This window comes from Mycetohabitans rhizoxinica HKI 454 (assembly GCF_000198775.1).
Classification (GTDB): Bacteria; Pseudomonadota; Gammaproteobacteria; order Burkholderiales; family Burkholderiaceae; genus Mycetohabitans; species Mycetohabitans rhizoxinica.
Map to the genome: position 1 here is coordinate 102,569 of NC_014718.1, position 11,607 is coordinate 114,175.

At 55.3% G+C, this 11,607-nt stretch carries 13 protein-coding genes and 2 pseudogenes; 11 read left to right on the forward strand and 4 right to left on the reverse strand.

Going from position 1 to position 11,607, the window contains the following annotated elements; all coding sequences use genetic code 11:
* Positions 1-44 precede the first annotated feature (44 nt).
* Genes RBRH_RS12535 through hpaI form a run of 3 tightly spaced genes read left to right on the forward strand, consistent with a single transcriptional unit; the run spans position 45 to position 2,007 of the window.
* Positions 45-287: an H-NS family nucleoid-associated regulatory protein gene (locus RBRH_RS12535; RefSeq protein ID WP_013428377.1), complete on the forward strand. Its 243-nt coding sequence runs from the start codon at positions 45-47 to the stop codon at positions 285-287.
* Positions 284-1,165 carry an alpha/beta fold hydrolase gene (locus RBRH_RS12540; RefSeq protein ID WP_013428378.1) on the forward strand — a complete coding sequence of 294 codons (882 nt, stop codon included), beginning with the start codon at positions 284-286 and terminating at the stop codon, positions 1,163-1,165. Before RBRH_RS12535 ends, RBRH_RS12540 begins: the two co-directional genes overlap by 4 nt.
* 38 nt (positions 1,166-1,203) lie before the next feature.
* On the forward strand, positions 1,204-2,007 hold the full coding sequence (hpaI, locus tag RBRH_RS12545; protein ID WP_013428379.1) for a 4-hydroxy-2-oxoheptanedioate aldolase: 804 nt from the start codon (positions 1,204-1,206) through the stop codon (positions 2,005-2,007).
* 43 nt (positions 2,008-2,050) lie between these two features.
* Here the strand turns inward: hpaI and RBRH_RS12550 are convergent, their stop codons facing one another.
* Positions 2,051-2,257 (reverse strand): hypothetical protein, encoded by a 207-nt coding sequence (locus tag RBRH_RS12550; RefSeq protein WP_013428380.1) that lies wholly within the window; start codon positions 2,255-2,257, stop codon positions 2,051-2,053.
* Positions 2,258-2,261: 4 nt separating this feature from the next.
* Here RBRH_RS12550 and RBRH_RS12555 point away from each other — a divergent pair, with 4 nt between their 5' ends.
* The 3 genes from RBRH_RS12555 (at position 2,262) to RBRH_RS12565 (ending at position 3,726) form a co-directional block, all read left to right on the forward strand.
* Positions 2,262-2,483 carry a hypothetical protein gene (locus RBRH_RS12555; protein WP_232509392.1) on the forward strand — a complete coding sequence of 74 codons (222 nt, stop codon included), beginning with the start codon at positions 2,262-2,264 and terminating at the stop codon, positions 2,481-2,483.
* Positions 2,476-2,817: a hypothetical protein gene (locus RBRH_RS12560; RefSeq protein WP_013428382.1), complete on the forward strand. Its 342-nt coding sequence runs from the start codon at positions 2,476-2,478 to the stop codon at positions 2,815-2,817. Before RBRH_RS12555 ends, RBRH_RS12560 begins: the two co-directional genes overlap by 8 nt.
* An 84-nt stretch (positions 2,818-2,901) precedes the next feature.
* Positions 2,902-3,726: an arylamine N-acetyltransferase family protein gene (locus RBRH_RS12565; RefSeq protein ID WP_041754664.1), complete on the forward strand. Its 825-nt coding sequence runs from the start codon at positions 2,902-2,904 to the stop codon at positions 3,724-3,726.
* Between the two features lie 231 nt (positions 3,727-3,957).
* On the opposite strand, the gene RBRH_RS20430 is transcribed toward RBRH_RS12565, so the two are convergent.
* The 3 genes from RBRH_RS20430 to RBRH_RS17630 form a co-directional block, all read right to left on the reverse strand.
* Positions 3,958-4,392, reverse strand: coding sequence for an IS4 family transposase (locus tag RBRH_RS20430; RefSeq protein ID WP_013428384.1), 435 nt, complete (start codon positions 4,390-4,392; stop codon positions 3,958-3,960).
* A 36-nt stretch (positions 4,393-4,428) separates the two neighbouring features.
* Positions 4,429-4,734, reverse strand: coding sequence for a hypothetical protein (locus RBRH_RS20435; protein WP_013428385.1), 306 nt, complete (start codon positions 4,732-4,734; stop codon positions 4,429-4,431).
* Positions 4,735-4,923: 189 nt separating this feature from the next.
* Positions 4,924-6,290 (reverse strand): IS3 family transposase gene (locus RBRH_RS17630; protein ID WP_370645107.1). Its coding sequence is split into 2 segments (ribosomal slippage): positions 4,924-5,802 and positions 5,805-6,290, totalling 1,365 coding nucleotides; the frame shifts between segments, so codons are not numbered across the junction.
* A gap of 36 nt (positions 6,291-6,326) precedes the next feature.
* On the opposite strand from RBRH_RS17630, the pseudogene RBRH_RS17635 reads away from it, so the two are divergent.
* From RBRH_RS17635 to RBRH_RS20975, 5 genes and pseudogenes are all read left to right on the forward strand, one after another.
* Positions 6,327-6,733: pseudogene (locus RBRH_RS17635) on the forward strand (transposase); the annotation flags it as partial.
* A gap of 707 nt (positions 6,734-7,440) precedes the next feature.
* On the forward strand, positions 7,441-8,472 hold the full coding sequence (locus RBRH_RS12590) for a carbamoyltransferase C-terminal domain-containing protein (RefSeq protein WP_013428390.1): 1,032 nt from the start codon (positions 7,441-7,443) through the stop codon (positions 8,470-8,472).
* A 51-nt stretch (positions 8,473-8,523) separates the two neighbouring features.
* Positions 8,524-9,486, forward strand: a complete 963-nt coding sequence (locus RBRH_RS16375) for a methyltransferase (protein ID WP_013428391.1) — start codon at positions 8,524-8,526, stop codon at positions 9,484-9,486.
* Positions 9,487-9,708: 222 nt separating this feature from the next.
* On the forward strand, positions 9,709-10,251 hold the full coding sequence (locus RBRH_RS17640) for a condensation domain-containing protein (RefSeq protein ID WP_157864510.1): 543 nt from the start codon (positions 9,709-9,711) through the stop codon (positions 10,249-10,251).
* Positions 10,245-11,564: pseudogene (locus RBRH_RS20975) on the forward strand (AMP-binding protein); the annotation flags it as partial. The gene RBRH_RS17640 and the pseudogene RBRH_RS20975, both read left to right, overlap by 7 nt.
* Between the last annotated feature and the right edge of the window lie 43 nt (positions 11,565-11,607).

An 11,607-nucleotide genomic window follows, 5' to 3' on the forward strand; every position in this document is an offset into this window, starting at 1 on the left:
CGCCGGCTCGCCGCGCAGCTTGCGCGACATAATGATTTCCCCCTATGGACGAACAGAAGAGACAGCGAATCATTGCGTATATTCATCACCGGATGGACGAATACGGCATTTCCATTGAGCATCTAGCCAAAGTACTCGCTGAAGAGGAAAAGAAAATAAAGCCCATATTGTTTCGTGATGCGTATGGCAACGTATGGGATGGTGAAGGAGACATGCCCGATTGGCTCAAGCGCGCGGTGCATGCGGGGCAGTCGACCGAGCACTTCATGGTCGAGCCGGAGCAATGACCGGCACGTCCCTGATGCCGCGCGCGATGCCGCATGCGCAGACCATCACGCTGGCTGACGGAGCAAGCGTTGCTTTCGCGCAGGCAGGCAGTGGCGAGCCGATCGTGCTGGTTCACGGTTCGCTGTGCGACTACCGGTATTGGGAGCCACAGTTCGCGCCGCTGGCGTCGACGCATCGCGTGCTGTCGCTTAGCCTCGGGCATTACTTTCCGACGCGCGAGCTGAATTGCGCGCTGCCGTTTAGTTGGAGTGCGCATGTGCAGCAGATCGCCGCGTTCATCGACGAGGTCGTGCGCGAGCCGGCGCACGTGGTCGCGCATTCCCGTGGCGCCTACCTTGCGTTTCATCTTGCCCGCCGCTTTCCCGACCGGTTACGCAGCGTGACACTGGCCGACCCGGGCGGCGCCGTTCAAGGCAGCGATGCGCCAGGCGTGCAGGCGGCGGGTAAGGACAACCCGCTGCGTGCCCGCGCCGTGGCGCTGATTGAGCAGGGCGAGGTGGACGCTGGCCTGGCGTTGTTTGTCGACTCGGTCAGCCGTCCAGGATCATGGATGCAAAGCCCATACGGGTTTAAGACAATGGCGCGCGACAACGCACATACGCTGCGGCCACAAATGGCGGAGCGGATGCCGGCCTTTGCCGCGCACGAGGCCGGCGCAATCACGGTGCCAGTCCTGCTGGTCGGCGGGGAGAAAAGCCCTTCGATCTTTCATCGGAACATCGAATGGTTGCACCAACGCATCGACGGTGCCCGCCAAATGACGATTACCGGCGCCTCGCACGGAATGAACCTGGCGCACCCGCGCGCATTCAATCGCGCGGTACTGGACTTCGTCAATGCGCAAGGCCGGACCCGGTCGTCCGGAAACGGTATGTAGGTAATATACTAACTCATTGCCTCGACCAGCCGGCTTCCATGAAACTCCCTGTCAATCCATTCAAACGTGCATTGGCCGAGGGCCGCGTGCAAATCGGCTTGTGGGTCGGATTAGCGCATGCCTATGCGGCCGAGGTCGTGGCCGGCGCCGGCTTCGACTGGTTGTTGCTCGACGGCGAGCACGCGCCGAACACGGTTCCGTCGATACTGGGACAACTCCAAGCGGTGGCGCCGTACGCGTCGCATCCGATCGTCAGGGCGGCGTGCAACGATACGGTGTTGATCAAGCAGATCCTGGATATTGGCGCACAGACCGTGCTGCTACCGATGGTGCAGAACGCGCAGCAGGCGCGACGCGCCGTGGCGGCGACCCGCTATCCGCCGCGCGGTGTGCGCGGCGTTGGCAGTGCGCTTGCGCGCGCGTCGCGCTGGAACCGCGTGACTGACTACTTGAAGCATGCCGACGACGAGCTTTGCGTACTGGTGCAGGTCGAGACCGCGCAGGGGTTGCGCCATCTCAACGATATTGCGGCCGTCGAGGGCGTGGACGGGGTGTTCATCGGTCCGGCCGACCTATGTGCGGACTTGGGCCACCTGGGGGAGCCCGGGCATCCGCAGGTGCGAGCGGCGATCGAAGCGGCGATCCAGCAGATTCGTGCGGCCGGCAAGGCACCGGGCATCCTGATGTCTGACGAGGCACTCGCGCGCCGCTATATCGAACTGGGCGCGCAGTTTGTCGCGGTCGGCGTGGATACGACGTTGCTGGCGCGTAGTGCCGACGCGCTGGCCGCGCGCTTCAAGCACGCGCTGCCCGAACCGGGGGCGCACGGCGGCGTTTATTGAGGCACAGGTGTGCAGCGGGCGGATCTCGCGCGCCTGACCCTGATTAGCGTATCGGTGAGCCGACCAGCGCGACGGCCAGTGAATCGCCGACGCGCTCGAACACGCCCGGCGTCATGGTCATCGATAGCGCGAACGTGTGCTTGCCGGCGTGTCTCGCGATGTCGAGTTCGTCAATGTCGATTTTCGGCACGAAGCCGCGAGCCTGCGCTTGGCCTGCGACAGTGAGCTTGTAGCCGCTCTTGCCGGTCACGCGCGTGTCGTCGTACGAAGTGCAATTGATGTCCGAGTTGCTCCAATACTGGCAGCCGTGCGATTTGCCGGTCGGCTACTACCGGTACCCGCTGTACGAAATGGGGGGCCGGTTGCGCGCGGTAATTCGTTCGCGCCGACGCAACAGTCCGCTGCGTAACGTGCTGTGGGCACCGGTCGTGCTACTGTTGGGACGAACGGACCCAACCGGGAGACGGGATGACTAAGCCTTTTGTTTTGATGTTTTTTGCGGTTGCTTTGAGCGGCTGCATGCTGATGCAGTATAACCCCGATGCCGGCGAACCCGAGAAGGTTGCCTCGACTGGGCGCAGCACGCAGGACGTGATCGCGTGCATGACCGATGTCGCGAGACGGCATCATGCGTCATTTCGCACGTCGCCGATTCCCCAGGGCCAAATGTTGGATTTCGGCGACTCCAACATCGTGAAGATCCGTACCGATGATGATGGCAGCACGAGCTTCCGGTTCTACCCGGGCAAACGCCATCCGGGCAACCTGTGGATCGAGGGCGCAGCGCGGCAGTGCGCGGATATACCATGACGATCCGTTGCAACGCGGCGGGGACTCGCTGGCATCGCCACGCGAGCGCAGGTTCGTGCGCGCGTCGCGCGATGGCGCACTGTGATGGCTGAACGCGTCGATCTTGCTGCCTATTTTGAGCGTATCGGCTATGCCGGGGCGGCACAGCCGACGCTCCAGGTGCTGAGTGTGTTGCATGCGCTACATCCGCGCGCGATTCCGTTTGAGAACCTTGATCCGTTGCGCGGCGAGCGCGTATGGTTAGATCTAGACCGGATACAGCAAAAACTTGTGACCGGTGGCCGAGGCGGCTATTGCTTCGAGCACAACACACTGTTTGCCGCGGTGCTCACCGAACTAGGCTTCGATGTGACGCCGATGCTCGCGCGCGTCTTATGGATGCGCGACGGAGTCGACGTGACGGCCAAGTCCCATATGTTGTTGCATATCGCGCTACCCGAAGGGCCGTTCATCGCCGATGTCGGCTTTGGTGCGATCACGCTGACGGCGCCATTGCGGCTGGACGCGGGCGTTGTTCAGCCGACGCCATTTGAGCCGGCTCGGCTCATCGGGCAGCCTGCGCTGCAACAGGGCTACGACCTCGAAGTAGCGCTGGGCTCGCGCTGGCAGAAGGTTTATTGGTTCGAGCCGCGACCCACGTATCGAATCGACCATGAGATGGCCAATTGGTACACCTGCGCCCATCCCGATTCCCATTTTGTCCGCGAATTGAACGTGTGCCGCATCGTCGGCGACGTGCGTGCCGTGCTGCGCAACGATCGGCTCACGTTGCGCTTGCGTGACGGCAGCGATCAGCGGCGGCGGCTGGCCAGTGCCGCCGAGTTGGCGGAGTGCTTGGCCGGCACGTTCGGTATCAATATTGACGGCATGGATATCGACGCGTTGTTTGAAAAAGTACGTGAGCCATGACATTGACCATCGTCCCTGATCCAGTATTAGTCTGATTCAGAATCAGAGATTTCCGGCTCCTTTGAATCCGTTGTTGTGGGCATTAACCTGCAACGACGGGCGAATTCGGTGGTGTGACTTAGTACTACAGTCGTAACTATTCACGGTGGCGCGCAACCACGAGCACGATAATGAGCCTGCTGCGCTCGCCATTGATGGGTGCGGCGCCAGATTGACCATCGCAGAACAGCGTTAATCGAGTTTAATCCCCTCCATAAAAGACCTGAGGTTTACCCACAAATATGGGTCACTCGTTTTGCCTGAAGATGCAATACATCTTGGTGACTTCGTACAGGACGAGAAAGCCACGCCATATAACAGTTGCCCCGGGGGGGGGCGATCATGCTTGCGCGCGAGATAGCCGCCGAGCTTGGCGATCCAGCGCATCACTTGCGCCAGCGATGGAGGCTCGTTGGGCAGTTTGGTGGTGCTATGCACGCGGCAATACAGCGCGCGCCACTCGATAGGCTGAAGCAAGACTTCGCACGACAAGTGCCCGTCCAGTCGGGCCAGCAACGTCGCATACAAGATACGCCAGCTGATCACGGCAAATAGCGCGGTTGCACGGACGAATCGATCCAGATTGCCGAATTGGCGTGCCTCGACGCGACAGCCGCTTTTGAGCACGCGATGCCACGATTCGATCGTCCAACGACGCGCGTACTACGCCAGGCGCTCCAGTGCTTGTTCGTGGGTATGGGTGGGCACCGAAGTGAGCAACATCCATTCAAGCGGCTCGCGCCCTTCGGGCACCGCTGCTTCCAGGGCATGGATCACAAAGACTTCAACATTCGATACGCTTTTGCAGCGCCGGTAGCGCGGCGGGCGCAAGCGCACCTGAGCGCATCGCAGCGTCAGGCGTGCAGTACGCGCCATCGTGCGGCCCGAGCCCGGGATCTGCAATTCGGTTTGCCCCACCAACGGCGCTGTAGCCATCGCTTCGCGCAAGTACTTCTGCGGATGATCCACACTGCGATTCCAACTCGCGCGAACCAGCCAATCGACGCCAGCGGGGCGTTCGGCGACGAATACATCATAGACATCGCCCTCGCGATCGCATACGCCAACGATATGCGTCCGAGGACAATGGTCTTTGAGCGCCGAGAGATGTTCAAGGCCCTCGAGTGGACTGAACCCAAGAAGTTGGACAGTGAACGACTAGGCCTGCGCAAATCGAGTTCGGTACTCGACCGGGCTGAGTCCCCGCAATTTGACCTTGATACGGTCGTGATTGTAGTACCTGATGTAGTTGTCGATGCCGGTTTGTAACTCCTCGACGTTGCGGAATTCATTGAGATAGTAGAACTCTGACTTGAGCGTACCGAAGAAGCTTTCAATGGCTGCATTGTCGAGGCAGTTTCCTCTGCGGGACATGCTTTGGGTAATAGCCCGCTCTTCAAGGCGGCGTCGATATTCTGGCATCCGATACTGCCAGCCCTGGTCGGAATGCAGGACTGGCTTATCGCCGGGTCTCAGCCGGTTGAACGCCTTTTCTAGCATCGCGCTCACCATATTGAACAAGGGACGCTTGGCCATCTTATACGACAGGATTTCGCCATTGTAGAGATCCATGATTGGCGACAGATACAGCTTCTGACCGCCCACGTTGAACTCCGTGACGTCCGTCACCCACTTCTCGTTCGGACGGCTCGCCTCGAACCTGCGCTCCAGTACATTGGGCGCTACGTGACCGAGCTGTCCTCTGTAGACGCGATACATCTTCACCCGAACACAGGATCTCAATTGCAACTGGGCCATCAATCGTCGAACGATCTTGTGATTGATCAGTTGACCGTCCCGCCGGATGACGGCCGTGATCCGCCGATAGCCATACTGCCCCGTGTGTTGATCGAACAGTGTGCGAACCTTCACTTTCAGATCAGCATACTTATCGGCCATCTGCAATGCCTTCTGCTGGTAATAGAAAGTGCTGCGCGCAAGTCCAGCTACCTTCAGAAGGCCTGCAAGCGGATATTGTTGCCTCAGCTCAAGCACGATTTGCGTTCTCTCTCTCGTGCTGACAGCTCGCTCGCTTGAGCCAAGGCCTTCAGCTTTTTTAGATAGGCGTTCTCCATACGGAGATAGCACAGTTCGTCCAGCAATTCCTGGTGGCTTCTCGCATCATCAGCTTGTTGCGCTTTGTTTTGTAATGGAGCGTTCTTCGTCATCTTCCTGCGACGTCCCCTGGAACCCCACGACAGGGCTTCCAGTCCACCTTGATTGTATTGCTGCTCCCAGCGGCCAATAATGTTGAAGCGTCGGATGTTAAACAGTGCGGCGGCCTGTCGATGCGACAGCCCCTCCTCACGCATTCGCTTCAAAACTGAAAGCTTCAATTCGACGCTATAAAACTCCCGCTTCTTCTCGGCAACACCCGCTTCACCGTGTGCGCGATAACCAGCGATCCATTGGCGCAGCGATGGAACGTCGACGTTGTGCCGCTGAGCGATAGTCTTTAAGCCAGCCTCGCCAGAACAGTAGTCTCTGACAGCCACTAGCTTAGCTTGCTCTGTGTATTTTCCCACAAACCCCTCCAGTTGATGTCCAACCTTCGGCGTTCGGTTCATATGGCTGTGGACACGCTGGGCCTGCTGCTGGCGGTGCACATTACGCCGGCCAACGCGCAGGAGCGCACACAGCTAGCCGAGCTTGCCTGTCAGGTTCAGCATGTCACCGCTCAGACGGTAAAACTCGCATTGGCTGATCAGGGCCATACGGGCGACCGCCTGCGCAGGCCGCTCGCGATGAAGGTATGCAACTGCAGGTCATCAAACTGCCTGAGGCAAAGGAAGGTTTCGCGCTGCTGCCCCGCCGCCGGGTAGTCGAGCACAGCTTCGCCTGGCTTAACCGGTTCAGGAGACTGGCACGCGACTACGAGCGCTCGCCCGAAACCCTGGCTGGCCTGCATTTCGTTGTCTTTGTTATGCTCATGCTCGTTCATGCTGTACCCATTATGAAAAGTGCCTAACATGCTCTAAGCCATTGCCAGGCAACTTCTTCGTCTAATTGGGACTCTAAGCCTTGCTCGCAAGCTTGATGCAGATTTGTTCAGGATGGACTAACTAACACTTCCGAAGCACGGCTTTTGTTAGGGCATCATGGCAGGGGAAGTAAGCATGGCGACCGTTTAGCATCCTATCACCATCAATCCGAAAAATAATGTTTCATAAAAGTTGCCATTAAGTTTAATTTTGGATTGTTTATTTCTTTGGGCGATTTAAAATATAAGTATCTTAACTATTTTTATTTTTGTCTGCTGATACTGCTTAGATGTCTTTTGCACGTTGCTTGCGTACTTTTCTAGTATAAATTTGTCGGTTGTGAAAAATAAAAAATGTTTGTTTAATTTGGGGTTTAGACATATAGTGGTTTTATCTGATTGGGAAACTGTGCATATGAGAGTGGGGCTTCATCCTTGTGCGTAGTGCGAGACAACAAAAAGGGGGCGTCGGCAGCGACAGCTGTTTTTTCATGCAAAATTTGGAGTGAGCACAATGGCGAAGTTCCCTAATGTAGCCAGACCACGCTGCCTTTATGTGGTTTCCTTCTTGATCTGTTATTAAACACCCTTTGTGAATTTGACGCAGTTATGCCTCAAGTGCGTTATAGTAAAAAATTTGGTTTTGTGGATGTTTAATCTATATTGATTTTATATTATGACTGAGCCATTTCAACATGAAAATCCTTGGCATCAATTCAGAAGTAGGCCGATATACGATCGATCCGGACGTGGCCCATTTCCGTCTGCCCGACTTCGAGCAGATCGAAGCATTGTTTGGCCCGGCACGCGTCGATAAAGAACCGATCCTTGACCATCATCGCCATGTTGCTGCGGCCCTTCAAGAAGCCACAGATCACGCGCTCATGGGATTGGTGCGCGAGCTGCGTGAGCGCACCGCCGCCGATAAATTGTGCTATGCAGGCGGTGTCGCACTAAATTGCGTCAGCAATTCCGTCATCAAGGAAAGCGGCTTGTTCTCTCAAATGTATGTCCCCACCGCGCCCCATGACGCGGGTACGGCGGTTGGCGCAGCGCTGCATCTTTATTATTCGCTTTCCGGCCAACGTCCATCGCAGGCGGATAATAACCCGTACCTGGGCCCGGCGTTTTCCGATGCCGCTATCGATGCCGCATTCCGTGACGCGGGTCTGTCGCCCCAGCACAGCACCGATCCCGCGCGCGATGCGGCCACGCTGATTGCCGAAGGCAAGATCGTCGCCTGGTTTCAAGGCCGTATGGAATTTGGTCCACGCGCGCTGGGCAACCGTTCGCTCCTGGCTGATCCACGCAGCGCGTCGATGCGCGAAGTGCTCAATGTGAAGGTTAAGCACCGCGAAGAGTTTCGTCCTCTCGCACCCAGCGTATTGGCTGAAGAAGCGGCCAACTGGTTCGAGCTCGGCCAAGCGTCGATGAGCCATCAAACGATGCTGTTCGCCTGCCCGGCCAAACAAGATCGTCAAGCATCGATTCCAGCGGTTCTGCATAAGGACCATTCCGCCCGTGTGCAGATGGTCAGTCGCGAGAGCAATCCTAAATTTCACGCGCTGATCCAGCATTTTTCTGAGATAACTGGTGTACCCGTGGTGCTCAATACCTCATTCAACGATAGGGAGCCTATTGTCTGCACGCCATCGGATGCCATCAAGACGTTCCAAGGAACGGCCATTGATGCTTTGTTTATTGGCGATCGGTTTGTTGTCAGATAAGCCTGTGTTCAATCGTCATACCGACACCAGGATAATCAGGAAACATCGCTCATGCGCCACACAAACGAAGAGAAATGTATTTTTTTCATCACGAAAAACCAGGATCAGGCGACAAACCACCATCAGATAACTGACTGCTTGCCGATAACCCAGTGGCGGGCAATGCATCATCACGGCTTGAATGGGCAAAACGAGACAAATCACGCATTGTCGTCGCCCTATCCCATCAAGATCGTGACGGATGCCTTTCACTATCCCCATGCTGATCAGGTGCTTCCCATACAGCCGGAACAGTTATTCTTCATGGACTACACCTGCGCAGAGGATATAGAACAGGCAAGCGTCCTAGACATCGGCGTTGGCTCGGGCGTATTGAGCATTTTTTGCCTACTCAATGGCGCTAAATCCTGTGTTGGATTAGATGTCAATCCAAGAGCAAAAATATTAGCTGGGCACAACGCCATCCTTAACCATATCGATAAGAATTTCGATATTCGGGAGGGCAACACTTCGGATATTTTTGCATCCGTCAAGGATAAGCAATTCGATTTTATTTGCTCTAACCCTCCGTTCGAGCCGACGCCACCCGGAATCGAGTATTATGTCAATTCTGCAGCCGACATCTATGGGATGGATTTTGTCGAAAAGATATTGTCCAATATCGACCAGCACTTAACAGACGATGGCACGCTTCAGTTGGTCACGATGGCGCCAGGAGATGCGAAGAAGCCATTCAAGCTATATGAAGTCCTCGAAAACTATTTGCCGGGTCTAGCAGTTGAGGTTATTCTAGATCGGCAGCCCATTTCCTATGCTGATTTTGTCAACAGGTTTAACACTATTTTTGGATATGGCGAGGATGTCATTGCTCAAATGAAAAAGACTGCTCGCGATGACGGTGTCACGCACCTCCATATGCTGATATTAAAATATAAAAAAGGACAACGCGGCAGCATCACGGAAAAGGTTGCCGGTAAAACTTATGAGGATTGGACGACCCCGCTTGGGGTGTAGCAATCAATATTGCTTTCACTTTATTTGGATACCGAAAAACTATTTGTGGGTATATTGAACAAAATATAATTGAAATTATGTTTAGCATGCACTATGCTGGCATTGTTCTAATTTGTTGGATTTTAGAAATGCTTCACCTTTTTAATAGTATGTGGTAACCGCTTAGCTTACTCGGTAGGCGGCAAGATAGGGTAAAAATTTTATCTAAATTGGAGGCCATTGATGCCTGCTTACGCCGCTCCACTCACCCATCCGTTATCCACCGCACAAACAGAAATTTGGCTTGCTCAGCAGCTCCATGAAGACAGTCCTGTCTATAACATTGCGCAGTATACAGTTATCCACGGTGGCTTTGATTTGGCTCTTTTCAAGGTGGCGTTGCGGCAGGTAGTCGCCGAAGTAGATAGCCTGCATTTGCACTTTGTCGAAAGTGAGGAAGGTCTGCGGCAGTATATCGGTTCACCAGCATGGTCGCTGTCGGTGGTCGACTTTAGGGCAGAAGCGGAGCCGCAAGCGGCGGCTGAAGCGTGGATGCGTGCCGATTATGAACAGCCAGTAAACATTTTACAGGGCCCAACTTTTTCATTACGCATTACTAAAAATCACCTCGGAGAAGGTGCTATGGTACCAACGATATCACCATATCATAATGGATGGGTATGGCTATTTCTTGATCGCACAACGCGTCGCACACGTGTAATAGCGCGATATGTGAAGGTGTTGAGCCAGAGCCGTGCCCTTTTGGGTCTGTACTCCAATTGTTAAAAAGTGATGCTCAATACCGCGCTTGCGAACAATGGACTCGCGATGAAGCGTATTGGTCCGAGCGTTATACAGATTGGACTGAGCCGGCCACATTAGCGAGTCGGTCCACGCCCGCTGTGCAGCATCGGCTACGTCAGACAGCCTATCTTCCATGCAAGTCAATCGGCAGCGGCGCGACTAATCCAAGATGTTTGTCTCATTTCATCCTTGCTGCGTTGGCAGCCTATCTTTGCCGTTTAACCGGTGAACAAAACGTCGTATTGGGCTTTGTAGTAAAAGCACGCTTTGGCGTGGACCAGCATGTTCCCGGCATGGCCTCTAATATACTGCCAATTCAGTTGACTGTAAAACCGGACATGGACCTGTCATCAGTGATACAGCAGGCTGCGCGGGGGATTCAATGTGGGCTTCAGTATCAACGCTACCGAAGCGAAACGTTGCGGCGTAAGCTTAAATTGGCACCGGGCCAGCCGCTGTTCAGTACCATAGTCAACGTGATGCCGTTTGACTACGATTTGTCTTTTGGCGGGCACGCATCAGAAAGTCATAACCTGCTTCTTGGTCCAGCCGACGATCTAATGGTTGCAGTTCACACACTTGAGAATAACCATATGCTTCGGATTGATTTTGATGCGAATCCAGCGTGCTATACAACGGATGAGGTCATTGCTCACCAACGTTGTTTTGTTAATTTGCTGAAAACGCTTGCCACTAGCCCTGCGCAGCTGATCAATAGCATCGATCTGCTTGATGCTGTGGAGCGGCAGCGATTGCTGGTTGAGTGGAACGCGACTGAATGCGATTATCCTGCTCATCTATGCATTCACCAGCTGTTCGAAGCACAGGTTACGCGCACGCCCGGCGCGATTGCGCTGGTGTTTGAAGAGCAGACATTGAGCTACGCGGAACTTAATACACGGGCTAACCGTCTGGCGCATCAACTCATTGAATTGGGTGTCAAGCCGGATGCGCGGGTGGCCATTTGTGCCGAGCGCTCGCCGGCAATGGTGGTGGGGCTGCTGGCGATTTTGAAGGCTGGCGGCGCGTATGTGCCGCTCGATCCCGCGTATCCATCTGAGCGCCTCACGCATATTCTCGCTGATACCGCGCCGGCAATTGCGTTAGCTGATACGGCTGGCCAGTCTGCCCTGGGCGACACGGTTCTGGCCTCATTAACCGTACTAGATCCAAACATACTGCCGGAACGGGCGGCCACCAATCCACAGGTGCCTGAGTTGACCGCTCACCATCTTGCGTATGTGATTTATACGTCCGGCTCCACCGGCACGCCGAAGGGCGTGATGGTCGAGCATGCTCAAATTGTCCATTTATTTGATGTCGCAAAACTAGACGACG